Genomic DNA, 25,548 nt, shown 5'->3' with positions numbered 1-25,548 from the left:
TTATTCTAAAATTATGATGTTTTTCTAACTTATCAACAAGTTTCGTTTCTCATAATTTTTTATTAATCTATTACTTAATTTCAAAAAAGGAAAGAAACTGTTTTCTTCCCTTTTATTTTCTTAATGTCTAAAATGTCTCACGCCTGTAAAGACCATAGTCAAGCCGTATTTATCAGCCGCTTCGATGGACTCTTGGTCACGGACCGATCCACCTGGCTGGATGATAGCCTTGATACCTGCTTTGGCGATTTCTTCCACGTTATCCGCAAATGGGAAGAAGGCATCTGAAGCAAGAACAGCACCGTCCAGACGATCCTTGGCTTGGTCGATGGCAATACGAACAGAGGCCACACGGTTGGTTTGACCAGGGCCAACACCAAGTGTCATATGGTCGTTGGTTATGATGATTCCGTTTGATTTGACGTACTTGATAGCCTTCCAAGCGAACTCAAGGGCAGTTGCTTCTGTCTCAGTTGGTTGGCGCTTGGTCACAACTTGCCAGTCAGCCGGACTTTCCTTGATCACGTCTTGGTTTTGCACGAGAAGTCCACCGACAACACCAGTATATTCTGCTTCCACTTCGCTAGCGTCTTGGGCATCAAATGGCAAAGCAAGGATACGCAAGTTTTTCTTTTTATTAGTCAAAATAGCTAGCGCCTCATCCGTATAGCTTGGTGCGATGATGATCTCGAGGAAAACGCCGTGCATCTTCTCAGCTGTCGCAGCATCCACCTCACGGTTGAGAACGACAATCCCACCGAAGATAGACACTGGATCAGACTCATAAGCATAATCCCAAGCAGTTTCGATGTCATCTGCCTGACCGATACCGCACGGGTTCATGTGTTTGAGAGCCACAACGGTTGGACGGTCTTTGAAGTCACGGATAATACGAATGGCAGCATCCGCGTCACGGATATTGTTGAAGGACAATTCCTTACCGTTAAGCTGTTTGGCTGAAGCAATGGAGTAATCTGTCGGCAAAGCTTTTTGATAGAAGTCCGCATCCTGTTGAGGATTTTCCCCATAGCGCATGGCTTGCTTGAGGTCATAGGTCAAAGTGAGTTTTTCAGGTTTACTTTCGCCCACTTGAGCTGTGAAATACTCTGCAATCAAAGCATCATAAGCTGCTGTGTGACGGAAAACCTTGGCTGCCAAACGTTGGCGAGTTTCGTAAGTCGTTTCACCATTGGCTGACAACTCGTCCAAAACCACAGCATAGTCAGCAGGGTCTACCACAACTGTCACGCTAGCGTGGTTTTTAGCCGCTGAACGAAGCATGGATGGCCCACCGATATCGATGTTTTCAACCGCATCAGCGTACGTCACATCTGGTTTGAGAATCGTTTCCTTGAAAGGATAAAGATTGACAACTACAAGATCGATGAGCTCAATCTTATTGTCCTTAGCCGCTTCCAAGTGGCTATCCAAGTCACGACGAGCAAGAAGCCCTCCGTGGATATTTGGGTGGAGAGTCTTGACACGACCGTCCATCATTTCTGGGAAGCCCGTCACATCATCAATTGCAATGGTCTCCACCCCAGCATTATCAAGGGTAACCTTTGTCCCACCTGTCGAGATAATCTCCCAACCGAGTTTTTTAAGTTCTTGGGCAAATTCAACAATGCCCGCTTTGTCTGAGACGCTGATTAAGGCCTTTTTCGTCATTCTATTCCTCTTTCTTTAGATCCAAGCGCATAGCGACTTCGTTATTTTCTTCTATAAATTCCGTTTCCTGAAAACCCAGACTAGTCAACAGGTGCTTCATTTTTTCATTTCCAACCACATAATCTGCGGCAATATGACTGCAAGCTCTATCCATCTGAGCCCCTTTGATTAGAACTTCCAAGGCTTTTCGACCATAACCTCTTCCTTGGTACTGCTGACCAATCATTATCCGCCAGATAAAGTATTCCGCTTCATCCTTGTCTATTTCTAGCAGGAGAAAGCCAACCACTTGCTTATCCCAATAGATTGCCATCGGAAACACATCTTCGTTTTTCCGGTAGAGCCATGCATCAGCTAAAGAGCGCACATTTGGAGCTACGAAACGTGCTCGTTCATCAGCTTCTGATATTTTCAAATCCAGCACTGCCTGAAAACTGCTCTCATCTACCAATTTCAGTTCAATCATTTTTTCTCCTAGCAAGATTGCGCAATCAAAACTTGATTTACCTCTTACCTTCTCTCCACTCCCAAGTTATCCAACACCTCTGGATACAACTTGTACTCAGCCTCATGAATGCGAGCTTCAAAGCTATCCATGGTATCATCAGCTAGTCGTGGTACGCGTACTTGTTTGATGACCTTGCCTGTATCCACACCCGAGTCCACCCAGTGAATGGTCACGCCAGACAGGTCTACGCCAGCATTCCAAGCGTCCTCAATTCCATGAGCTCCTGGAAATTCGGGCAGGTAGGCTGGATGGATATTGATAATACGCCCCTCATAGGCTCCAAGTAAGGTTGGCCCAACGATTTTCATGTAGCCTGCTAGACAAACCAAGTCAATCCGATGTTCTTCCAAGAGTTCGACAAGAGCTGCTTCGTAGTCCGCCTTGTTCTCAAACTCCTTGAGTTCAAAAGCATAGGACAGGACGCCGAGCTTGTCTGCACGTTCCAGCACATAGGCGTTACGATGGTCTGAAAAGACAAACTCCACCGGAAACTCTTCGGCAATCACCTGAAAATTTGAGCCGTTACCAGAGGCAAAAACCGCTATTTTTTTCATTTGATGATGACACTTTCGTTTTCTTTCTTGACGATGCGACCAATTTCATAAACTGGTTCATCCAGCAATTCCTTGACTCGACCTACATTTTCAGGGCTAACTGCCAGCATGAGTCCCACACCCATATTGAAGATTTCAAACATTTCCTCATGCTTGATTTTACCGTATTTTTCAAGGGCTTTGAAAATCGGGAGGACTGGAACTTTGCTTTCCTCAATCTCAGCAGCCAGGTCATCCGCAAACATACGAGGGACATTCTCGATAAATCCGCCACCTGTGATGTGGGCAATGCCGTTGACTAACTCTTCCTTGATGAGTGGCAAGACATCCTTGACATAGATACGAGTTGGCTCAAGAAGGACTTCCTTGAGTTTCTTGCCTTCCAATTCTGGTAAGACTTCCTCACCCGTGTAGTCGGCAAAAACACGGCGAACCAGAGAGTAACCATTTGAGTGAATCCCACTTGAAGCAAGTCCGAGAAGAACATCACCTTCAGCTACTTTTGAACCGTCTATGATTTGAGATTTTTCAGCTACGCCGACCACAAATCCAGCCAGATCGTAATCATCTACGCCATACATACCAGGCATTTCAGCCGTTTCCCCACCGATGAGAGCAGCGCCTGCCTGCACACAACCTTCTGCCACACCAGCAACGACTTGTTCTAGTTTAGCTGGTTCATTCTTGCCGGTCGCGACGTAGTCAAGGAAGTAAAGAGGCTCCGCACCTGCAGCGATGATATCATTGACACACATAGCCACACAGTCCTGCCCGATGGTATCGTGCTTGTCGTACTTGATAGCCAGCATGAGCTTGGTTCCGACACCGTCAGTCCCTGAAATCAAGACGGGCTCTTTGACACCTGTTTTTGAGAGGTCAAACATGCCACCAAAACCACCAAGAGCTCCCATAACACCTGCACGCTCCGTACGAGCCACATGCTTTTTAATCCGTTCAACAACTTCATAACCCGCTTCAACATCCACACCAGACTGCGCATAAGCATTTTTATTCGTCATTTTATTCATTCCTTTTCTTTAATGGAGAGTCTTTATCCGTCTATTTGTAGAAACTGGTCTTTTCTTCCAAACTTCTACGATAGTCTTCTTCATAGTCGTAGAGAGGTGTTGGGTAGTCGCCGTCAAAGTAAGCGACACAGAGACCACCATTCGGCGCATCTGTTTCAATACCAATCGAATCAATCAAGCCATCAATCGAAAGATAGGTCAGGCTATCCGCACCAATGATTTGGCGAGTCTCTTCGACTGTATGATTGGCCGCAATCAACTCCTGACGCGTCTGGATATCAATTCCATAGAAACATGGATAAGCTAGCGCAGGGCTCCCAATAGCAACATGAACCTCAGACGCACCTGCTTCTTTCAAAAGCTGAACGATACGGCGGGAGGTTGTCCCGCGAACAATGGAATCATCAATCATGACCACACGTTTGCCTTTGACAACGCCCGAAACAGCAGACAGTTTCATCCGCACCCCTTGCTCCCGCAATTCCTGAGTCGGTTGGATAAAGGTACGTTGGGTGTATTGGTTTTTGATCAGTCCCATTTCATTTGGCAGACCAGATTCTTCTGCAAATCCCATAGCTGCGCTGAGTGAGGAATTTGGCACACCGACCACAATATCTGCTTCGTGCTTGAACTCACGCGCTAATTGAGCCCCCATACGTTTGCGAGCTGTATGGACATTAACACCATGGATATTAGAGTCAGGACGGGCAAAGTAGATATACTCCATAGAGCAGATCGCCAACTGGGTATCATTCGTATAGCTATCGTACTGAATCCCATTGTCATCCACAATCACAATTTCCCCTGGTTTCACATCACGAATCCACTCGGCACCAATGACTTCAAAAGCACAGGTTTCTGACGAAACGACCACCGCTCCGTTTGCCATTTTCCCAATAGAAAGTGGACGAAAACCATTAGGATCAAGCGCAGCAATCAACTTGTCCTCAAACAGCAGGATATAAGCAAATCCACCTTTGACAAGGCTAAGCGCCTCTTTGATTTTGCCCATCAAGTTGGGATTGTGACTCCGACGAATGAGGTGAGCCAAGATTTCCGAGTCCGAAGTTGAACTGAAAATAGCTCCTCTTTGTTCCAATTCTTGCTTGAGCGATTCGGCATTGGTCAAGTTTCCGTTATGAGCAAGTCCAAACTGCATATCATGAAAGCGGAAGAGGAAGGGCTGAATGTTATCCACAGAAGCTTCGCCAGCAGTCGCATAACGCACATGCCCAATCGCGCTCGTTCCTGTCAATTTATCCAAATTAGCAGGATTTCTGAACACTTCTGATAAAAGCCCCATATCACGATGGCGCTTCAATTGCCCCTGATCATTGGAGAGGATTCCTGCCCCCTCCTGACCACGGTGCTGAAGACTGTGGAGACCAAAATAGGTCAATTTAGCAGCATCTGGATGTCCCCAGATACCGAAAACACCACATTCTTCATTAAGAGATTTTACTTCGTATGTCATTTTATATACCTTTTATTTCCCTGTGAAATAACGCACAGCCGACGCGAACAGGTGCTGGTCTTTATTTCCTGGGATGTTTTGGAAGAGACCGTCTTCATAACGTTCTGAGTGGCCCATCTTACCAATGATTTGACCATTCTTGCTGGTAATTCCTTCGATGGCATTTACCGAACCATTCGGATTGTACTTAGAATCCATACTTGGTTTGCCGTCAAAGTCAACGTATTGGCTAAAGATTTGACCATTGTCACGGAGCTCTGCAAATTCCTCAGCCGTCACGACAAATTTCCCTTCACCGTGCGATACTGGGATGGCATGGATATCGCCCACTTGTACTCCAGCCAACCATGGCGAGTTGGTATTGGCAATCCGAGTTTCCACCATCTTGGCCACGTGCTGGTTAGCATCATTGTAGAAGAGAGTTGGACTAGTACTGTTAGCATCCTCAAAGTTTCCGTATGGAAGAAGACCTGATTTGACAAGAGCTTGGAATCCGTTACAGATACCGATAATCAAGCCACCACGAGCGATAAAGCTATCAATCGCAGCACGCACTTTTTCATTAAGAAGGATATTGACAATAAACTTAGCTGATCCATCCGGCTCATCCGCAGCTGAGAATCCACCTGCAAAGAAGAGAATGTTTGCCTTGCCGATATTGTCAACCATGGTTTCAACCGACTTGACAATAGTCTCTTCATTCAAGGTCACAAATGGCACCAAGTTGACCTCTGCACCTTCTTTTTCGAAGGCCTTTGCTGAATCATATTCTGAGTTGGTTCCTGGGAAGACTGGGATGTAAACCACAGGTTTTTCAATGGTTTCCTTGGCTTTGATGACTGCGTCAGAAGCGACAGCTGGAACTTCTTCCAGTTCTTTAGCTTGGGCAAATTCAGTAGGGTAAACTTCTTCTAGTTTTCCTTGAAAAACACTGTCAAGTTTCTGTCCATCTAGCTTCACACCGTTGACAATCAGTGTAAAGTCTGCTTTTGTTTGTCCAATTTTCTCTACTCCAGTAATCTCTTCAGGAGATGTGAAGACAAATCCGCCTAATTGAGCTGTCAAAGAACTTTCAAATTCAGGCAAGGTCACCTCTGCACCAATATGGTTCCCAAAAGTAGCAAGGACCAAGCTTTCAAGGACACCGCCATATTTAACAGCTGATGCAGATGTTACTTTGTGTCCAGCTTGGATAGCTTCAAATTGAGCAAAATTAGACTTGATAAGATCAAAGTCAATTTCTTGTGCTAGAGCTTGACCTGGGATGTAGTAGATGTTTTCACCAGCAGTCTTGAACTCAGGAGAGAGGACCTTACGGCTATCTGCCGTCGTCGCCCCAAAGGCAACCAAGGTTGGCGGTACAGTCAATTCTTCAAAAGTACCAGACATAGAGTCCTTACCACCGATAGATGGCAAGCCAAGCTGGATTTGTGCTTCGATAGAGCCTAGGAGAGCTGCTACTGGTTGACCAAAACGCTCTGCTTGCTTGTCCATGCGCTCGAAGTACTCTTGGTAAGAGAAGCGAGCCTTAGACCAGTTGGCACCAGCGGCAACCAAACGAGCAGTTGCTTCAATTACTGCATAGGCAGCACCGTGGTATGGAGACCATTCTGCCACATATGGATTGAATCCTTGAGCCATGACTGACGCAGTGTGAGTTACACCGTGTTGAACTGGCAATTTCTGCACAGATGCCTCAGTTGGTGTGAGTTGGTAGCGACCACCAAGTGGGTGATTGACCGTTGAACGACCGACCGAACAGTCAAAGATGGTTTGCAAGCCTTTTTGACTCGCATGGTTAAGATCAGACAGAACCGCAAAGGTATCTGATTCAAGCGTGTCAACGCTTGTTGTTCGTTCTTCTGGAAGTTCGACGTCCTTATCCACTACTTTGGCATCAACGACTACGCGCACACCGTTTGTATCAAGGAAACGACGTTCCAAGTCAACAATGGTTTCACCATTCCAATGCATGACAAGATTTGGTTTTTCAGTCACTGTTGCCACAACAACAGCGTCAATATTTTCTTTATTACATTCTGCAACGAAGGCATCTACGTCTTCAGGACGCACCACAACTGCCATCCGTTCTTGTGATTCAGAGATGGCAATTTCTGTACCATTCAAGCCTTGGTATTTAAGAGGAACCTTGTTGAGGTCGATTTCAAGACCATCTGCCAATTCACCGATAGCCACACAGACACCACCTGCTCCAAAGTCATTGGATTTCTTGATGAGACGAGTGACATCTCCATTACGGAAAAGACGTTGAATCTTGCGCTCTTCGATGGCATTCCCTTTTTGAACCTCAGCACCAGCAGTCTCCACAGACTCAACTGTTTGAACCTTAGAAGACCCTGTCGCACCACCGACACCGTCACGTCCAGTCTTACCACCGAGCAAGATAATTACGTCACCAGCTTCCGGTTTTTCACGGACTACATTGCCCTTAGGAGCAGCACCAACAACGGCACCAAGTTCCATGCGTTTAGCTACAAAGCCTGGGTGGAAATATTCACGAACGTAAGTCGTTGCAAGACCAATTTGGTTACCATATGAAGAATAACCGTGAGCCGCTGTCTTCGAAATGACTTGTTGTGGCAATTTCCCAGCGCGAGTTTCCGAAATCGGAGCTGTAATATCACCAGCGCCTGAGATACGCATAGCTTGGTAAACGTATGAACGCCCTGACAATGGGTCACGAATAGCCCCACCGATACAAGTAGCCGCCCCACCAAATGGCTCAATTTCCGTTGGGTGATTGTGGGTTTCGTTCTTGAACATGAGGAGCCAAGGTTCCTTGACACCATCAACGTCCACTTTGATTTCAACCGAACAGGCATTGATTTCGTCAGACACTTCCATATCGTCCAAACGACCATTAGCACGCTCATAACGACCAAAAATAGTCGCCATATCCATCAAGGTTTGTGGCTTTTCAGACCGACCTAGTTCCTCACGCATGGCAATATACTTGTCATAAGTCGCTTGCAATTGTTTTTGAAATTTAGAAGCTGAAAAGTCGATCTGTTTCAACTCGGTCTCAAAAGTCGTATGACGGCAGTGGTCAGACCAGTAAGTGTCCAAAACCTTGAGCTCTGTTTCCGTCGGCACGCGCCCGATTGACTTGAAGTAGTCTTGGATAAAGAGCAGATCATCCACTTCCATGGCCATCCCTTGCTCTGCCTTGTAGCGAGCAAAGTCTTCTGCCGTATAGCTTTCAAAGAAAGTCAATTTAGGAATGGTCTTGTCCGACTCAGAAAATTCCTGCTTGGCAATCCCAGTCGTGATGTCCTTGAAACGAGAATCAACTGGGTTGAGCAGGTAGTTCTTGACCGCTTCCAACTCAGTCGCATCAATATCTTTATTAACCAGATAAAGTTGGGCTGTGTTGACTGTCACATCACTCGAACTCCCCAGCAAAAGCAAGGCTTCCTGTGACGAAGCTGCACGCTGGTCAAACTGTCCTGGCAAGCTTTCAATGGCAAAGAAAGCATAGTTAGCAAGATCCGCTTGCACAGCTGATTCATCCAAGACATGATCCGTCACCTGCTCAGAGAAGATGTGTTTTTCCGCAGGTGCAAACAAGTCCTCTGCCAAATCAAAGACATCATAAACCTGCACAATGCGAATACTTTTCAAAGTTGACAATCCCAAGTTGTGCTGGAGCTCCCTTACCAAACTCTCTGATTTAACCTGAAAATCAGCCTTTTTTTCAACAAAAATACGTTTATCCATCAATTCTTATTCCTTTATTTCAGCTCTTGCAATGTTCCCAACGACTTCTAGGTTGTTATTTCAAACCCTGCAACTTTTCCCAGACAATCTCGTAAACATCTGTCAATTCACCTAGTCCCCGACGAAAAACATCCTTGTCCATGTGGTTGCCATCTGCATCCCACAAACGGCAGTTATCTGGTGAAAACTCGTCTGCCAAGATAATCTTACCATCTTTGTCAAATCCGAACTCTAGCTTAAAGTCAATCAATTTAAGACCAATCTCAGCAAACCAAGCTTTCAAGAGCTCATTGATACGACGGGTTTCTTCTTTCAAGTAAGCAATCTGCTGGTCATCCGCAATTTTTAGGAATTTCACATGCTCATCATTGATAAAGGGATCATCCAAATCATCATTTTTATAGTAAAATTCGACAATTGGAGTCTCAAATGCGATACCTTCTTCTACGCCAAAACGTTTTGAAAAGGAACCAGCCGTGTAGTTGCGGAGCACAACTTCCAAAGGAATAATCTCCACCTTTTTATTGAGTTGTTCCGTGTCCGAAATTTTCTCCACAAAGTGAGTCGCCACACCAGCCGCATTTAATTTCTCAAAAATAAAAGATGAAATCTGATTATTCAAGACTCCCTTGCCCGCAATCTGCTCCTTCTTGACACCGTTGAAGGCAGTTGCCTGGTCCTTGTAAGTTGAAATAATGAGATTTTCATCCTCAGTTGTATAGATATCCTTGGCTTTTCCCGAATAGATCAGTTGTTTTGACATTTTAAAGTTCGCCTTTCGTTTTACTTGAGCACATTCTACCACAAAAGCATGGAAAATTCAAGGTTTTTACGAATAAATAACATTTTCCTGTTTCAAGCGTAAAGAAAAACTGCAAGATAAGCTCTTCTTACAGTTTAAAAATCATTTATCCTCTGAAAAACACGAATATTACCCTTTATTCAAAAATTGATCCCAAAAATAACGGAGATAGCTTTTCTTCCCTGTAATCATCTGTAGACGACCTTCTAAACCATAGCGAAGTTTTGTAGCCTGCTCAGAAGTCAGATGGGTCTCCGCCTCAATTTTAAAGAAATTCCCTTTTTCAGTTTTTGTAGCTGTCGCATCAATACTTGTAATCGTGGAATCCAGGAAAATTTGATTCTTGGCATCATTAGTCGTAGTATAACGGACAGAATCCCCAATCTTGACTCTAGCAACATCTTTTGAACTGAGATAGGCTGTGAGTTTGGTTTTTCCTTCTTTTTCCAAGGATGGGTAGAGCTGGGCTAGCAGGGTTCCTTCTGCGGCCATGGTAGAATCGCTAGTCTCAGGATTAAGGTGAAGCACCCCATCCTCACTTGCTGTAATCTTCCCCTTATCGAGGAGACCTCCTTGGACTTTCTTACCCGACTCTGCTTCTAAAATTTTCTGATCCAAAAGAGTTAATTCCTGACCGACTTTAACTAAGTGCTGAGACTTGAGTGATTCCAGTTGACTATCCAGTCCCGTTGCGTGGGCCTGTTGAGCTCCAGAACCTGCATATTGCACACGATACGTAGCTAGGCTAGACTCTAGCTGGGCAATTTGTGCATCCACTTGCGCAATAACTTGCGATTTAGCTTGCGGATCTTCTTCACCTTGATTTTTATAGGTCTGGTAAAAAGAGTAGGCTGGATTCTGACTATCCAGTTGATCTCCCTTTTCAATCGCTGACTTTGCTGTTTTATAGTCTCGAATTTTATCCTCTGTTTGACTGATAAGATTGCCAATCTCGGCCTGGCTCTGACTTGCTGCCGCATTTTGAGAGGAGATGCTGGCATTTTGCTGAGAAACATTACTCCTAAGACTACTAACTTGGCTGAGATAGTCTCGAAACATCTCCTGATAACCAAACTTATCCGCCTCTGGAAATTGATCACTCCCCTCTTTCAAACTGGATTGCAAATACCCCAACTGCTTTTTTTGATCCTTTAACATCTCCAATTGACTGGCATATGCCTCAACCTGGACAGCCTCCGCCCCTTGCTGGTACTGAACGAGCAGATCTCCTTGCTTAACCAACTTGTTTTCTTCCAGATAGTTGCCCACAATGCGTTGATTGCTAGTCGACTGGATGTTGGCAATGATCCGACTAGGTTCGACTGTCGCTCTGGTAGACAAACTCATCTCCTTCTCTGCAAAAACTGCAAATCCTAACAGAAATACGAGCAGAAGTGACATAGGTAAAATCACCCGACTGGAAAAATTATGGTAACGACGATTATAAAACTCCGCACTTTCTAAAAATTCTGGTTTCATCCTCTCCTCTTTCTAGCTATTCACCAAATGGGCGTAAAAGCCATCCTGTGCAAGCAAATCTGCATGGGTGCCCTCTTCGACAATCTTGCCCTGATCCAAAACAACAACCTTTTCTGTCCGCTCAGCGATGGTCAAGCGATGGGCGATGAAAATCAAGGTCTTATCTAAAGCCATGAGATTATCCACGATCCGCTTCTCTGTCAAAATATCCAAACTGCTAGTCGCCTCGTCCAAGATCAAGACAGGTGCATCCGTCAAGAGAGCACGCGCCAGAGCGATTCTCTGCCGTTGCCCACCAGAAATTCCAGCCCCATCCGAAGTCAATTCTGTCTGATAATTCAGAGGCATGCGCTCAATATCCTCCCGAATCTCTGCCAACTCGACTGCTCGTAAGATATCTTCCTGAGTCGTCCCCTCCTTGGCTCCAAGGAGAAGATTCTCCAAAATCGTTCCGTTAAAGACATAGGGCTGTTGAGGCAGGTAGTTGATATACTGGCGCAGGGCCTTTTTATCAATCTGATTAAGATTGACACCACCCAGACTAATCTCTCCCTGACTTGGGTCGTAAAAATTAACCATCATCTTGGCTAAGGTGGTCTTACCCGAACCTGAAATCCCCACAAAAGCCATCTTAGACCCTTGTGGAATGGTCAAATTGATATCCGACAAGACATCACGCCCATAGCCATACTTATAGTGAACTTGTTTAAAGGTCATCTCTCCCTTCATCATGCTCAAATCTTCGACTGTTTTCTGCTCCTCAAACTCCGAAGCTACTAGATAAACCTCATTTAAGCGATTATTGGCAACCTGCGCTGTCTGAAGTTTGGTTTGTAGGTTAATGATATTTTCCAAAGGATTGGTAAAGTAAACAAGCAAAGTATTATAGGTAATCAGCTGGCCCAAACTCATTTTCCCGTCCATAACAAGAATGGCTCCTAGCCAGAGAACGGCAACATTGAGCAGGAGCTGGGCAACTTTTTTCAGAGCCTTTTGCTGGCTTTCTGCCCGACTATAGGTAAAGGATTTTTTCAGATAAGCTACAAATTCCTTGTCAATCTTTTGATAGCGCGAACTTTCACTGGTCAAAGACTTAATGGTCTCAATACCGTTGATGTCCTCGATGATAGAGGAAGACAGAACCGCATTGGCTTCCATGGTATCCCGATTCATCTTTTCAAAAGGCTTCATAAAGGCAAAGATAATCACTGTATAGATGGGAAGCGCAAGTAGACTAATGAAAAAGAGCGTCATATTTTGTGAAAACAAGACCAGCGAGATAATCAAAATCGTCGACACATCTAGGAAAATCGACAGAATGGTCGACGACAGCGCATCGATGATACTATTGGCATCTGTAAAACGAGACACGATTTCTCCTGTCCTGCGTGTCGCAAAAAAGGACATTGGCAGGTGAAAAACATGCTTGATGTAGGACAAAATCACGTCAATCGATAAGCGTTGCCCAAGTATCAGTAGGAGATATTCCTGGGCATAAGACAAAATTTGCTGGAGGATATAGACGATGACCAGCCCAATAGAGATAATACCCAGTGTCGAGCGCATCTGGTCTGGTACGTAACTATCAATGATGGACTGAAGATAGTAGGAACCCACGATATTGATCAAGGTCACCAAGAGTGTCGCTAGGACGATATTGGTAATCAAGCCCCGCTGTTTGAGCAAAATTGGCAAGAAGGATAGGAGCCCCTGTTTTTTCTCCTTATGGGGTTTATAGTCTGGAGACGGAGCCATAAAGAGACTGACTCCTGTCCATTCTTGCGCAAATCGCTCACGGGAAATCTTGGTCAGCTTGACACCAGGATCCGGATCAGCGATATGAATATGCTTTTTATCCTGACCTATCACCACATAGTAGTGGAGCAACTTCCCTTCCTTGAGCACATGAGCCACAAAAGGAAAGGTCAAATCTGGCAAATCAAAGAGCGTCATATCCGCCTTGATAGCCCGCGTCTCAAATCCAATCTCCTCTGCCACCTTTACAAGTCCCAAAGCGGTCGTCCCATCCATGGTCGTCTTGGCTAACTCTCGTAGATGAGCCAAGGAGTAATAACTACCGTAGTAACCAAAGACCATAGCCAAAGAAGCCACGCCACAATCCATCTGATCCACCTGGGGACGATAGTGCCTTTTCCTAAATTTCATATCTTCTCCTTTTTCTAACAATCTCTTTAAAAATTTGTAAGATTATTTTAACCAAATAAGGATAAAAACAGGAGAATATTCCCAAATAAACCATTTTCGCGCCTAAAACGCACTTTAAAAAGCATAAACTATCATTTAAATGTAAAAAAGCAGAACAAAAGTTCTGCCTGTTTAAAGTAACCGTTAAAAAATGAACGTCCAGAAATAAACTATTCTGAAATGATATTCTCTTTACTTCTATAAAGTGAGATAAATGTCATCAAAAATAATGAAATCGTAGGTATATCAAAACATTCAAACCACGTAGGTAGATTTATTTTGTTTACATCAGCCACAATTCTAATCATTAGATAAGCTATAGAGCTAAACAATACAATAAACTCTGACCAAGCTTTTTGTAGTAATTGAACAACTTTCATCTCAAACTCCGATCTGATGGTTCATCAATTTCCAATCGTACTTTCTTTTGTTTTGTACTTGTATCCTACATAAAACAGACCAAGCAGAATTGGATAGGTTTCTGGATAAAACAGAGTATTGATCGGATTTTTCATAATCAAATACGTTGCGATATAAAGAATAATCGATACGACAAAATACCCCTCAGCAAATCCTAATAAGATTTTTTTCATAGCAGACTCCTATTTAACTGATAAGAAAGGCGGGAAACTCCGCCATTTACATGCACAAAATCCTTTCCATTCAGATTCATCATTTATAGTTTCGATTATTTTTCTTCAAATTCTTACAAAAAATACCAAAATAACCTGCAGCAATCAAACCTATTAAACTCCATTGCCAATCAAAAGATACTAGCGAACCCGTACGAATTAGATGAAGCGTAAGATTAAGACCTATTCCTAACAAAGGAAGTATAGTGGCTAGCTTAGGTAACAATGTATTGAGATTTAGGTTACGATTCATAGTTAATTTACTTCTATATTTAGATTAACGTCTACTTCCTAGATAACGCCCATACATATAAGCAGCTACTCCTAATACACCCCAAGCTATTGCTGTGGAAGTAGTGACAATGAAGCCTCCTTCAGTAAGAGCCAAATCTTCTTCTGTCATGATATCAAATTTTTTATCCATTTCTTTCATTTTTCTCTCTCCTTTTTAAATAATACTGGCTAATCCAATAGCTACTCCAACCAAAATCCCTACTATTCCTAAATTAGTTCTTATTTCATTGATAATAACTAAAAGATGACTATTCAATAGCAGTTGCCATACACTAAAAATAGTTCTCTTTAAACCTTGTCTTTAGCTAAATCCAAGTAACTCATCATCAAAATAAGGATCGGAACAACTAATTCTGTTTGGAAATATTTTTCAACATTAAAGGTGATTACATTTAAATCTCCCAATATGCAAAGCACTCCAAAAATAATTAGAACTGCTCCCATTACATTTTTTAGATTTTTCATACAAGTCTACTTTTATCCAAATTTACGTTTTAAATCTTGACCAATTAATCGACCACCAAGGAAAATTGCTACTCCTCCAGCAATCGTGGCTATGGTAATTAATCCACCTTCTGTATTCATCAATTCTTCTTCTGTCAATTCTGTCCATTTATTTAAATTCATTTTTTCTCTCCTTATTACATAAAATAGCCCCAAGCAATACCACCAATTAGTAAGACACCTCCTACAACTACAGCGGTAACCGAGCCCCCATTCACATCCGTCAACTCTTCTTCTGTAAGAGTTACAAAGTTCTGTTCCATGTTGTCAAAATTTGTCATTTGTTTTCTCCTTTATTTTTAGTTTACGGTTTCTAGGCTTTAAACCATTTTAAAAACCAGAATGGGTAAATTACTGAAATCATTTCCTTATCTCCTTCCTTTTCTTCTCACTTATCTATTCGAGAAGTGATTTAAAATGAACAGGTAAATTTCATTTATTTTAAATACCATTTGATAAACCATGGCAATAAGATTGGTAAATACATCGCGTAGTCTCCTTCCTTTTCTTCTTACCTATCTATTCGAAAAACAATTCGAAAATGAACAGCTATTTTACTTTTATTTTAAAAACCACTTAATGAACCAGGGATAAAAACCGGTAACATACATAAACGTTCCTCCTTTTTCTTTCTCGTCTCTTTATTCGCAATTTCTACTAAAAATTTTAACGTTTTTCTTTTTTCTGCAAATAAAAAAACAACATGACTTGCATGTTGCTTTCGGCTATATTTTACCTTTAATGATTTCGATTACATCTGTTACACTTTGAAGTTGATCGATTTCCTCATCAGTGATTTCGATACCAAATTCATCTTCTAGTGTCAAGACAAACTCCATCAAATCCACTGAGTCCGCATCTAGATCGTCTTTCAAACTCAAGGCCTCTGTTACGGCAAAGTCTTCTCCCTGTCGCTCTTGGATAATGGTTACAATACGGTCAAAAATTTCTTTTTCTGTCATCTTTTTTATTCTCCTGAAAATTCACGCGCAGTTTGAGCAACTACGTCTGTTTCTAGCATGGTACGAATCTGACGAATCGTACTGTACACAGCATTGGCATCACTTGAGCCATGAGTTTTTACAACTGGCGCCTTGACGCCAAACAAGACTGCTCCTCCAACATCTGAATAGTTGAGCTGTGTCTTCAACCCCTTAAGACTATCCTTGAGAAGTAGAGCACCTAGCTTCGCTCGAAGACCACCACCTGTAATAGCTGTCTTGAGCAAGCCCATAATTCCCATGGCTGTCCCTTCAATGGATTTGAGAACAGCGTTTCCCGTGAAACCATCTGTTACGACAACATCCGCAACGCCATTCATCAGATCACGCGCTTCCACGTTTCCGACAAAGTTCAAACTTTCATCAGCTACTAACAAATCGTATGTTTCCTTACGAAGCGGATCTCCCTTGCTGCTTTCTGTTCCATTGTTGAGCAAACCAACACGTGGTTTCGAAATTCCACGAACATTTTTCGCATAGAAGGAACCTAGGACAGCGTATTGATGGAGGTGCTGGGCTGTATTTTCCGCATTGGCTCCAAGGTCTAGCATGTCAAACCCTTTTCCATCAATGGTCGGCAAGGTAGACATGAGTCCTGGACGATCGATATTTTTGATACGACCCACAATGAAGAATCCTGCAGCCAACAAGGCACCTGTGTTACCAGCAGAGAGGACAGCGTCTGCTTCTCCCTCTTTAACAGCCTTAGCTGCCAATACCATGCTGGCATTTTTCTTCTTACGGATAGCTTTTGTCGGCTCATCGTCTGAGTTGATTTTCTCATCCGTATGGATAATGCTGACGCGCTCTGTCGCTGTTAGATATTGCTTGATCTTGCTTTCATCTCCGTAGAGTTGAATCTCAATATCTGAAAAGTCAGCTAGGGCTTGATTGACACCCTCAACGATGGCTTGAGGTGCGTAATCGCCCCCCATAGCATCTACTGCGATTTTTTTCATTTGTTTTCCTCTTTTAGTAATTGTCCCCAGTCTGCTAGGGAATCGATAAATTTCTTTGATTTTAGGTGAATCCCAACGTACTCTTCGTAGAGTTGATCCATAAACTTGCGTAGCTCTTGCTTGATTTCGGCCTTAAGCGAAATGGTCTCCAAGGTTTCAAAATCAATGGCTTGAAATTGATTGAGCAGATAAGGGATATTGGGATTTAGATGACAACGTCTCTCATCCTCATGATAATGCTCTGGGCAGAGGCAGGCTCCATATTTGAAAGAAAAGTCAAAGGCCTGACCGACCCGATGGCAAAAGACACACTCATTAAAATTAAGGCTGATTCCAAATCGAGTCAAGATTTGAATTTCAAAAATATTGGTTAAAACCTGATAATCTATCCCTGCTTCCATCAACTCCAGAGTCTTCCTCAAGAAAGCAAACAAGGGAGCATCCTGCTGATTATCCTGCAAACTAGCATCTGCAAGGGCAGCCACATAGGTTGCATAGGCCATGACAAAGAGATCACTATTAATCTTGGGAAAGGTCATCACCTCGTGATAGTCCTCAATGTAGCTAAGCCCATCATCATTGATTCGCAAGAGAAATCGTGCCAACACCAAGGGCTGAATAACCGGAGCTAGTTTGGACTGGCCAGCGTGTTTGACGAAAAACATGCGCTTGCCCGCCTGCTCGGTAAAGATCTTGACTAGCTTGTCATCTTCACGAAAGTTACGATTGTAGAGCACCAAGCCTTGACTCGTGATAGACTGAATCATGCTTCTCTCATGTACTCCTCAAGTCGTTTCATGGCCTCTCTGATCGTTTCCATGCTGGCTGCATAGGACAGGCGCACATAGCCTTCTCCGTAACGCCCAAAGGCGGCACCAGGGATAAAGGCAACGGCCTTCTTCTGAGCAAAATCCTTCAGAAAAGCAAAGGAATCTTGATTGTAGCCCGCTGGAATCTTAGCAAAGATATAGAAGGCCCCATCTGGTTTGGTAATCTCAAAACCAAGAGCAGTCATCTTTTCGATGATATAATCTCGACGCTGGATGTATTCCTTCTTCATAGGCTCTGCGTCGTTTTTACCAGCCGTCAAGGCCTCCACCGCAGCATGTTGCGCCATGGTATTTGCGGCAGTAACCAAATATTGGTGACTCTTGATTAACTGAGCTGTGAAAGCTGCAGGAGCAAAGATAAAGCCTAAACGCCAACCTGTCATAGCATGCGATTTAGATAAGCCATTAATAATAATAGCCTGGTCTCTCAGCATAGTTCCCAATGATACATGATTTTCCCCTGTATAGGTTAATTCTGAGTAAACCTCATCACAGACAACAAAAATCTCATACTTGCGTAAAACGTCTGCCAAGGCTTCCAACTGCTCCCGACTATAGGTAATACCTGTCGGATTGGCTGGATAGTTGAGAATAACTGCTTTGAGCTTGTCCCCTTGCTCCAAAATGGCCTTTTCCAACATCTCAGGAGTCAAGACAAAACCATTTTCAGTTGTATCAATCTCGACAATCTCTGCCCCAACTAGATTGACAATCGGCTCATATCCTGGGTAGGCAGGAGCTGGCAAGAGCACCTTGTCCCCCTCTTCCAAAATAGCCGTCAAAGTAGCAGATAAAGCCTCTGTCGCCCCAATTGTAACCAAAATTTCATTTTCAGGATTATAATCTAGCTGGTATTTTTCTTTTACAAAGTCGCTAGCAGCCTGGCGCAAGGTCAGTAAACCGCTCATCCCTGTATAGTAGGATTGGTTCTGGTCAATGGCTCGCTTGGCTGCCTCCTTGATATGATCTGGCGTTGTAAAATCAGGTTCCCCCAAGGTCAAACGCAAGACCCCAGGAATCTCTGAAATTGCCTGGTCAAACTGGCGAATCAAGGAAACTTGAATCTTGTCTAACTGTTTATTAAAGCGTTTGGTTAAGTCCATAGATATCCCCCTTGCTTACAGAACATAGTACTATTATACTACAAAAGCTCCCTGACCGCAAAATCCATCTGAAACCCACATTTTTCACTTTCTGTTTTACTTTTCTTCTCGACAGGACTATAATAATAAGTGCTTATTTTCGGAGGTTTATATGTCATTTTTATCAAAAAATGGAGCAGGAATCTTGGCCTGCCTTCTCATTTCTATCGTATCTTGGTGCCTGGGAGGATTTTTCCCCGTCGTGGGTGCACCTGTCTTTGCAATTTTTGCTGGAATGCTCCTCCACCCCTGGCTCTCACCCTACAAACAACTAGACGCAGGTTTGGCCTTTAGTTCCAAGAAATTGCTCCAGTATGCCGTTATCTTACTCGGTTTTGGTCTCAATATCTCGCAAGTCTTTGCAGTTGGACAAACTTCACTCCCCGTCATCCTTTCCACCATTTCGATTTCCTTAATCGTTGCCTACCTCTTCCAGCGTTTCTTTGCGCTAGACACGAAACTGGCTACCTTGATTGGAGTGGGTTCTTCTATCTGTGGTGGTTCTGCCATTGCTGCAACAGCACCCGTTATCCATGCCAAGGAAAAAGAAGTCGCCCAAGCCATCTCCGTTATCTTTTTCTTCAATGTCTTAGCAGCACTTATCTTTCCAACGCTAGGAACCTGGCTTCACCTATCCAATGAAGGTTTTGCCCTCTTTGCAGGAACTGCAGTCAACGATACTTCTTCTGTAACGGCTACCGCCAGTGCCTGGGACAGTCTTTACCAAACCAATACCCTTGAGTCTGCAACCATTGTTAAACTCACACGAACTCTGGCTATTATCCCCATCACGCTCTTTCTCTCCTACTGGCAAAGTCGCCAACAAAAAAATAGCCAGGGTTTCCAACTAAAAAAAGTCTTCCCACTTTTTATCCTTTATTTCATCCTAGCCTCTCTCTTAACGACTCTTCTCACCTCTCTCGGCGTGTCTAGTAGCTTCTTCACCCCTCTCAAACAACTCTCCAAATTCCTTATCATCATGGCCATGAGTGCCATCGGTCTCAAAACCAATCTAGTAGCCATGGTCAAATCCAGCGGTAAATCCATTCTTCTTGGAGCCCTTTGCTGGATTGCCATCATCCTTACCAGTCTTGGCATGCAAGCATTGATTGGTACTTTATAATACAAAAAGGTAGCCAGTAGGCTACCTTTTTATTGCTCAAGAATTAAGCGAGTATGTTCTCTCTTAATACAGCGATTCATCACGATGTCATCGCATCCTCCAGCACGTAAGATTTCTTCCGCTTCTAGATTTTCAAGTCCTAATTGCGCCCAGAAAATCTTGGCATCTGCCTTGAGAAAATCACGCGCCACATCTGGTAAAAACTCGCTCCGTCGGTATACATTGACAATGTCCACAGGAAAAGGAATCTCAGCTAGACTCGCATAAGCCTTCTCTCCCAAAATTTCCCCACCTGCAGCCTTGGGATTGACTGGAATGATTTTATAGCCCCGAGCCTGCATTTCCTTAGTCACTCGATTGCTAGTTGTTTCTTCACGATCGGACAAGCCTACTACCGCTAACGTTTTACTGGTTGCAAGATACTGACGTACCACACCATCACTTGGATTGATAAATTCTTGACTCATAGAAATCCTCCTTTTTTCTCAGTATAGCATATTTTGAAAAGGCTTGCAGATTTTGACTATAAAAATCTCCTAGCAAGAAAAGAAACCTGCTAGGAGTTCTGTCTACTTCAAGTGAAAGATTAAATCTTTTTCTCAATATAAAATAGAGGAGAAAGAGGACGTTTTTCGTGGATACGGATAATAGCATCGCCTAGAAGATGAGCAATCGAAATTTGTTCAATCTTATCAATCAAACGCTCTTCTGGTAGGTAGATGGTATCCAAAACAACCAATTTCTTAATAGCTGATTTTTGGATATTGTCCATAGCTGGCCCTGAAAGAACTGGGTGCGTACAGCTTGCATAAACTTCAACAGCACCTGCTTCAGCAAGAGCATCCGCCGCATGACAAATAGTTCCAGCTGTATCGATCATATCGTCAATCAAGATACAAGTCTTACCTTCTACCTTACCAATGATGTTCATAACTTCACTGGTATTCATCTTGTCTACACTACGGCGTTTGTCAATAATCGCAATCGGAGTTTTCAAAAACTCTGCCAATTTACGAGCACGAGTCACCCCACCATGGTCTGGGCTGACAACCACGTAGTCAGAGCCAACCATGCCACGACGTTCAAAGTAGTCCGCAATCAATGGAGCACCCATCAAGTGATCTACAGGAATATCAAAGAATCCCTGAATCTGTGCAGCGTGCAAATCAATCGTCAACAAACGATCCACTCCAGCAACTTCTAGCATGTTTGCAACGAGTTTTGCTGTGATTGGCTCACGCGCGCGCGCTTTTCTATCCTGACGTGCATAGCCATAGTAAGGCATAACAACATTGACAGATTCTGCACTGGCGCGCTTCAATGCGTCCACCATAATCAAAATTTCAAGTAAATTATCATTTACAGGTGAACTAGTTGATTGTAGGATAAAGACGTGTTTTCCACGGATTGATTCTTCAATGTTGACCTGAATCTCCCCATCTGAAAATTGGCGAACAGTCGATTTCCCCAACTCTATCCCAATTTCTTGCGCCACACGCTCTGCCAATTCTCTATTAGAAGAAAGGGCAAACAGCTTTAAATCAGAAAAAGACATGATTTCCTCCGGTATTTATGTATCACTTGTTTTTACACAACATTTTCCATCTACCATTGTAGCGCTTTTTCCTTTATTTTTCAATCAAAAATAAAACAAGAGTAAACATTTATACCCTTGTTTTATGCTATTTTATATTAGCTATATTAAAACTAAAAATTCTACATTTTAACAATCGATTTTATGCTAGGGTGAGATTTTTTCGAGACAAAGTTAGTATACTTCTCTCATACTTCCTGTATCCACATCATAGACAGCACCTGAAATAACCACATCATCAGGAATCAGTGGAGACTCTCTAAGCAATTGCATATCCTCTCTCACACTCTCTTCAACATCCTGGAATGGTAAAAAATCTTGATTAGATACATCAACTCCGAGCTCGTGTTTCAAATATTCATGAAAACTTTCATTTTGAAAGGTTTGAGCTCCACAGTCTGTATGGTGAAGCACCACGATTTCTCTTGTCCCCATTTGTTGCTGGGAAATCACCAGTGAACGAATCATGTCCTCAGTTACTCGACCACCCGCATTCCGCAAGATATGAGCATCCCCAAGGGCCAAACCTAGAGCTTGCGCAACGTGTAGACGTGAGTCCATACAGGTCACGATAGCTACTCTGGTTTTGGGTTTAAGTGGCAGATTTAACTGCCCATGTAGGGCAACATAAGCCTGATTGGCTTGCATAAACTGTTCAAAATACGACACGATTCCCTCCTCAAAAATTTGATAATCAAATATTTCTCCTATCTTATCATTTTTAAGAGGATTTGTCACGGATTATGCAAAGACCTTTTTCAAAACTTCCTGAATAGTCGTCACACCAATGACTTCAATTTCCTTGGGTGGAGTGATTCCTGTCAAGGAATTCTTGGGTACATAAATCTTGGTAAAGCCCAATTTTTCCGCTTCATTGATGCGTTGTTCGATGCGATTCACGCGCCGAATTTCTCCGGTCAAGCCCAGTTCACCCACAAAACATTCCTGAGGATTGGTAGGCTTGTCCTTGTAACTAGAGGCAATAGCCACTGCAACAGCCAAGTCAATGGCAGGCTCATCCAATTTTACACCACCAGCAGATTTGAGATAGGCATCCTGGTTTTGCAAGAGAAACCCTGCTCGTTTTTCCAAAACAGCCATAATCAGACTTGCACGATTGAAATCAAGTCCAGTCGTCGTACGTTTAGCATTTCCAAACATGGTTGGTGTTACCAAAGCCTGAACCTCCGCCAAAATCGGACGGGTCCCTTCCATGGTCACAACGATTGACGAGCCAGTAGCCCCATCCAAACGCTCCTCTAGGAAAACTTGACTCGGATTGAGCACCTCAACCAATCCACCCGACTGCATCTCAAAGATGCCAATCTCATTAGTGGAACCAAAACGGTTTTTGACTGCTCTCAAGATACGAAAGGTATGGTGACGTTCCCCTTCAAAGTAAAGCACTGTATCTACCATATGCTCCAACATACGCGGACCCGCCAAGGTCCCTTCCTTGGTCACATGCCCTACGATAAAGATGGCAATGTTATTGGTCTTAGCCAGCTGCATAAGCTCAGCGGTCACCTCACGCACCTGAGACACAGACCCCTGCACCCCTGAAATCTCAGGAGACATAATCGTCTGGATAGAGTCGATGATGAGAAAATCTGGTTGGATGCGCTCCACCTCAGATCGAACACTCTGCATATTGGTCTCTGCATAGAGATAAAACTCACTATCAATATCACCCAAGCGCTCTGCCCGTAACTTAATCTGCTGGGCAGACTCCTCCCCACTGACATAGAGAACCGTACCCACTTGTGACAGCTGCGTTGAAACTTGTAGGAGAAGGGTTGATTTCCCGATTCCTGGATCCCCACCGATAAGAACGAGACTCCCCGGTACCACTCCGCCTCCAAGCACACGGTTGAATTCCTCCATATCCGTCTTGGTTCGATTGACATTGATGGAAGTCACCTCAGCCAGTTTCATAGGCTTGGTTTTTTCACCTGTCAAGGACACTCGTGCATTCTTGACCTCGGCAACCTCAACCTCTTCTACAAAAGAAGACCAAGACCCACAGTTAGGACAACGCCCTAGATACTTAGGTGAATTATATTCACAATTTTGACAAATAAAAGTTGATTTTTTTTTAGCTATGATGATTCTCCTTCTACTGCAACTCCTATAGAGCGCCACTTATACAATGTATTTTGAAATTTCTTCTGGTTGACAACTCCGACAGCAGACAAATCGACAGAAACCTGATAATTCTCCTTGACAGCTGCCAAAACGGAAGCCTTAACACAGCCATTGCCATCTACCCCTATAAACTCTATGCTTTTAGCACCGTTTCCCTCTAAAAAATCTTTTAAATCTGGATTAGTAAAGCAAGAAGCCCGACGCTTCTCAAAGATACGAGAAGATACAAGGAGCAAGCCGGTCGCAAATTTCTTCTTTCTATCTTTTCTCTCCCAGAAAAAACGATTGAGAATATAGATAACTCGGTCACTGGGATAAGCAGCAATTTTGTCATTTACAGCTGCAGTCAGTTCTTCATGATATGCTTTTCCTACAGCAACATAATCTGACTGCATGTCTACAACTAATAAATAGTCTGCCATTTTATTCCTCTATTTCCCTGTTGACCCAAATCCACCCATCCGCACGCCGTCTGCCTCATCTCCGTCTGCGATCAAAAATGGAGCAAAGACAGCCTGAACCACACGTTCCCCAACTTCAAGAACTACTTCCTGGTCCGTAATATTTTTCATCTGCGCAAAGATATGTCCCTCATTCCCGGGATTGCCATAATAATCCCCATCAATAACCCCAACTGAGTTAATTAAAACCAAGCCCTTTTTACGAGGGTTTGAAGAGCGATCATAAAGGTAGAGGACCTCAGTTGGTTGCATATAAGCCTTAACCCCTGTCGGAACTAAGACAATCTCTCCTGGCGCGATCACCGTACGCACGGCAACCTTTAAGTCATAGCCAGCTGCATGAGCTGTCTCACGCTTGGGCAATAAATTTTCATCTGTAAAACTCGAAACCAATTCAAAACCACGAATTTTCATATTTTTCTCTTTTCTATTATCATTTATTCTAGGCTATTTTATCTTATTTATTCGAAAAAAGCACGAAAAAAGAGCACACAATTCAAATCGCTTAGGGCTGCTGGATTCCTCCCCTGACCCGCTTCACGCAGAACTGTTGCTCCACTATTTATTATATCACATTCCTATTCATTTTAAAAGAAAAATTATTTTTTCCGTCTATTTCTAAAAAAGTCTTGCATAATAGTTGCGCATTCATCTTCCAAAATTCCCGTTTCAACCTCTACACGATGGTTGAGACGCTCATCTGTCAAGATATCATACAAACTCCCAGCGGCGCCAAATTTCTGGTTTTTAGCCCCATAGACCACGTTTGGAATACGGGCGAGTCCAATCGCCCCACTACACATGACACAAGGCTCAATGGTCACAAAAAGCGTGCAATCCAGCAAGCGCCAGCTCTCCTCACTCAGGTTCGCATTCTCTATGGCCATGATTTCCGCATGCATGACCGCCCGTTGCAACTCCTCGCGCGCATTATGCCCCCTACCAATGATTTCTCCATCCTTGACAATCACACAACCAATTGGAATTTCATCGTGTTCTAAGGCAATCTCAGCTTCTCTCAAAGCCTCCCTCATAAAGACTTCTTTTTCTTCAAGCGTATAATCCATCTCTTTTCCCTTTTCCTACTTGTCGATTTTATTATTATATCATGATTCTCAACACAAAAAAAGCCACCGAATGCGGTGACTTAATAGGGAGATTATTATGAAAAAGAAAAGTTTAGGATATTTGTTACAACAAGTTAGGAGGTCTTCTTGTAACTGTCTATAGTATACCCAACCTGTCTTAAACTAATCTTAAAAATCTCCTATGACCAAACACTTTCTAAAATATTAGTTTGTTCACGACCAGGTCCTACTGAGAAAGTTGAGATACGAACACCAACCAACTCGCTTACACGACGAACATAGTTGCGTGCATTCTCAGGAAGGTCTTCCAAATTACGGA

The 25,548-nt window shown here is 43.3% G+C and carries 29 protein-coding genes and 1 other RNA gene (1 of these 30 cut by a window edge); 1 reads left to right on the top strand and 29 read right to left on the bottom strand.

Features of this window, described 5'->3' with window-relative positions:
* Nucleotides 1-120 precede the first annotated feature (120 nt).
* From purH to CO686_RS09305, 20 genes are all read right to left on the bottom strand, one after another.
* Nucleotides 121-1,668, bottom strand: coding sequence for a bifunctional phosphoribosylaminoimidazolecarboxamide formyltransferase/IMP cyclohydrolase (purH, locus tag CO686_RS09390; RefSeq protein ID WP_065371465.1), 1,548 nt, complete (start codon nt 1,666-1,668; stop codon nt 121-123).
* Between the two features lies 1 nt (nt 1,669).
* Nucleotides 1,670-2,134, bottom strand: coding sequence for a GNAT family N-acetyltransferase (locus CO686_RS09385; protein ID WP_065371466.1), 465 nt, complete (start codon nt 2,132-2,134; stop codon nt 1,670-1,672).
* 44 nt (nt 2,135-2,178) lie between these two features.
* A complete protein-coding gene (gene purN, locus CO686_RS09380) occupies nt 2,179-2,730 on the bottom strand; it encodes a phosphoribosylglycinamide formyltransferase (RefSeq protein WP_065371467.1) in 552 nt (183 codons plus the stop codon).
* A complete protein-coding gene (gene purM, locus CO686_RS09375; RefSeq protein WP_065371468.1) occupies nt 2,727-3,749 on the bottom strand; it encodes a phosphoribosylformylglycinamidine cyclo-ligase in 1,023 nt (340 codons plus the stop codon). Before purM ends, purN begins: the two co-directional genes overlap by 4 nt.
* 40 nt (nt 3,750-3,789) lie before the next feature.
* Nucleotides 3,790-5,232, bottom strand: coding sequence for an amidophosphoribosyltransferase (purF, locus tag CO686_RS09370; protein WP_065371469.1), 1,443 nt, complete (start codon nt 5,230-5,232; stop codon nt 3,790-3,792).
* A 12-nt stretch (nt 5,233-5,244) separates the two neighbouring features.
* Complete coding sequence (locus tag CO686_RS09365; protein WP_096753747.1) at nt 5,245-8,970, bottom strand: phosphoribosylformylglycinamidine synthase; 3,726 nt, start codon at nt 8,968-8,970, stop codon at nt 5,245-5,247.
* A gap of 55 nt (nt 8,971-9,025) precedes the next feature.
* A complete protein-coding gene (gene purC, locus CO686_RS09360) occupies nt 9,026-9,733 on the bottom strand; it encodes a phosphoribosylaminoimidazolesuccinocarboxamide synthase (protein WP_007522563.1) in 708 nt (235 codons plus the stop codon).
* Nucleotides 9,734-9,901: 168 nt separating this feature from the next.
* The gene (gene comB, locus CO686_RS09355) at nt 9,902-11,251 is read right to left on the bottom strand and encodes a competence pheromone export protein ComB (protein ID WP_096753745.1); all 1,350 of its coding nucleotides are present in this window, start codon (nt 11,249-11,251) and stop codon (nt 9,902-9,904) included.
* Between the two features lie 12 nt (nt 11,252-11,263).
* Nucleotides 11,264-13,417, bottom strand: a complete 2,154-nt coding sequence (gene comA / locus CO686_RS09350; protein ID WP_070800199.1) for a peptide cleavage/export ABC transporter ComA — start codon at nt 13,415-13,417, stop codon at nt 11,264-11,266.
* A 209-nt stretch (nt 13,418-13,626) separates the two neighbouring features.
* Entirely contained in the window at nt 13,627-13,836 is a 210-nt protein-coding gene (locus CO686_RS09345; RefSeq protein ID WP_000869801.1) for a hypothetical protein, read from the bottom strand.
* 24 nt (nt 13,837-13,860) lie between these two features.
* Nucleotides 13,861-14,049 carry a hypothetical protein gene (locus CO686_RS09340; RefSeq protein WP_000722238.1) on the bottom strand — a complete coding sequence of 63 codons (189 nt, stop codon included), beginning with the start codon at nt 14,047-14,049 and terminating at the stop codon, nt 13,861-13,863.
* A 79-nt stretch (nt 14,050-14,128) separates the two neighbouring features.
* Nucleotides 14,129-14,341, bottom strand: coding sequence for a hypothetical protein (locus CO686_RS10510; protein ID WP_049549866.1), 213 nt, complete (start codon nt 14,339-14,341; stop codon nt 14,129-14,131).
* A 24-nt stretch (nt 14,342-14,365) separates the two neighbouring features.
* On the bottom strand, nt 14,366-14,521 hold the full coding sequence (locus CO686_RS10365) for a hypothetical protein (RefSeq protein WP_000661692.1): 156 nt from the start codon (nt 14,519-14,521) through the stop codon (nt 14,366-14,368).
* A 149-nt stretch (nt 14,522-14,670) separates the two neighbouring features.
* Nucleotides 14,671-14,847 (bottom strand): hypothetical protein, encoded by a 177-nt coding sequence (locus tag CO686_RS10360; RefSeq protein WP_000793177.1) that lies wholly within the window; start codon nt 14,845-14,847, stop codon nt 14,671-14,673.
* Between the two features lie 12 nt (nt 14,848-14,859).
* Nucleotides 14,860-15,009, bottom strand: a complete 150-nt coding sequence (locus tag CO686_RS09330; protein WP_033629144.1) for a class IIb bacteriocin, lactobin A/cerein 7B family — start codon at nt 15,007-15,009, stop codon at nt 14,860-14,862.
* Between the two features lie 14 nt (nt 15,010-15,023).
* Nucleotides 15,024-15,167 carry a class IIb bacteriocin, lactobin A/cerein 7B family gene (locus CO686_RS09325; protein ID WP_049549867.1) on the bottom strand — a complete coding sequence of 48 codons (144 nt, stop codon included), beginning with the start codon at nt 15,165-15,167 and terminating at the stop codon, nt 15,024-15,026.
* Between the two features lie 444 nt (nt 15,168-15,611).
* On the bottom strand, nt 15,612-15,848 hold the full coding sequence (locus CO686_RS09320) for an acyl carrier protein (RefSeq protein WP_000136436.1): 237 nt from the start codon (nt 15,846-15,848) through the stop codon (nt 15,612-15,614).
* A gap of 5 nt (nt 15,849-15,853) precedes the next feature.
* Nucleotides 15,854-16,846 (bottom strand): phosphate acyltransferase PlsX, encoded by a 993-nt coding sequence (gene plsX, locus CO686_RS09315; RefSeq protein ID WP_000717432.1) that lies wholly within the window; start codon nt 16,844-16,846, stop codon nt 15,854-15,856.
* A complete protein-coding gene (gene recO, locus CO686_RS09310) occupies nt 16,843-17,613 on the bottom strand; it encodes a DNA repair protein RecO (RefSeq protein ID WP_000616143.1) in 771 nt (256 codons plus the stop codon). Before recO ends, plsX begins: the two co-directional genes overlap by 4 nt.
* The gene (locus tag CO686_RS09305; RefSeq protein WP_049549868.1) at nt 17,610-18,779 is read right to left on the bottom strand and encodes a pyridoxal phosphate-dependent aminotransferase; all 1,170 of its coding nucleotides are present in this window, start codon (nt 18,777-18,779) and stop codon (nt 17,610-17,612) included. The genes recO and CO686_RS09305 overlap by 4 nt, the downstream gene beginning before the upstream one ends.
* Before the next feature lie 151 nt (nt 18,780-18,930).
* On the opposite strand from CO686_RS09305, the gene CO686_RS09300 reads away from it, so the two are divergent.
* Entirely contained in the window at nt 18,931-19,941 is a 1,011-nt protein-coding gene (locus tag CO686_RS09300) for a YeiH family protein (RefSeq protein ID WP_000009147.1), read from the top strand.
* Between the two features lie 29 nt (nt 19,942-19,970).
* Here the strand turns inward: CO686_RS09300 and CO686_RS09295 are convergent, their stop codons facing one another.
* From CO686_RS09295 to CO686_RS09255, 9 genes are all read right to left on the bottom strand, one after another.
* Nucleotides 19,971-20,408 (bottom strand): CoA-binding protein, encoded by a 438-nt coding sequence (locus CO686_RS09295; protein ID WP_000076504.1) that lies wholly within the window; start codon nt 20,406-20,408, stop codon nt 19,971-19,973.
* A gap of 119 nt (nt 20,409-20,527) precedes the next feature.
* Nucleotides 20,528-21,496: a ribose-phosphate diphosphokinase gene (locus CO686_RS09290; RefSeq protein WP_096753744.1), complete on the bottom strand. Its 969-nt coding sequence runs from the start codon at nt 21,494-21,496 to the stop codon at nt 20,528-20,530.
* A gap of 213 nt (nt 21,497-21,709) precedes the next feature.
* Entirely contained in the window at nt 21,710-22,204 is a 495-nt protein-coding gene (locus CO686_RS09285; RefSeq protein WP_025171793.1) for a beta-class carbonic anhydrase, read from the bottom strand.
* A gap of 72 nt (nt 22,205-22,276) precedes the next feature.
* Nucleotides 22,277-23,614, bottom strand: coding sequence for a DNA repair protein RadA (gene radA / locus CO686_RS09280; RefSeq protein ID WP_253665855.1), 1,338 nt, complete (start codon nt 23,612-23,614; stop codon nt 22,277-22,279).
* A gap of 20 nt (nt 23,615-23,634) precedes the next feature.
* Nucleotides 23,635-24,102, bottom strand: coding sequence for a cysteine hydrolase family protein (locus tag CO686_RS09275; protein WP_000796429.1), 468 nt, complete (start codon nt 24,100-24,102; stop codon nt 23,635-23,637).
* Nucleotides 24,103-24,111: 9 nt separating this feature from the next.
* Nucleotides 24,112-24,555, bottom strand: a complete 444-nt coding sequence (locus CO686_RS09270) for a dUTP diphosphatase (protein ID WP_049549869.1) — start codon at nt 24,553-24,555, stop codon at nt 24,112-24,114.
* A 59-nt stretch (nt 24,556-24,614) separates the two neighbouring features.
* Nucleotides 24,615-24,708: signal recognition particle sRNA small type (ffs, locus tag CO686_RS09265), an RNA gene on the bottom strand.
* Between the two features lie 32 nt (nt 24,709-24,740).
* Nucleotides 24,741-25,208: a tRNA adenosine(34) deaminase TadA gene (gene tadA / locus CO686_RS09260; protein ID WP_000386706.1), complete on the bottom strand. Its 468-nt coding sequence runs from the start codon at nt 25,206-25,208 to the stop codon at nt 24,741-24,743.
* A 200-nt stretch (nt 25,209-25,408) separates the two neighbouring features.
* Nucleotides 25,409-25,548 carry the 3' portion of an adenylosuccinate synthase gene (locus CO686_RS09255; protein WP_049549871.1) on the bottom strand. 1,147 nt of this gene lie beyond the right edge of the window, so the window shows 140 of its 1,287 coding nt (coding positions 1,148-1,287); its start codon lies off the right edge, out of view; it ends in the stop codon at nt 25,409-25,411.

This window comes from Streptococcus oralis, from assembly GCF_002386345.1.
Taxonomy (GTDB): Bacteria; Bacillota; Bacilli; order Lactobacillales; family Streptococcaceae; genus Streptococcus; species Streptococcus oralis_S.
Note: the sequence above shows the minus strand (reverse complement) of the source record. Positions and strands in the feature narration are given on the sequence as shown.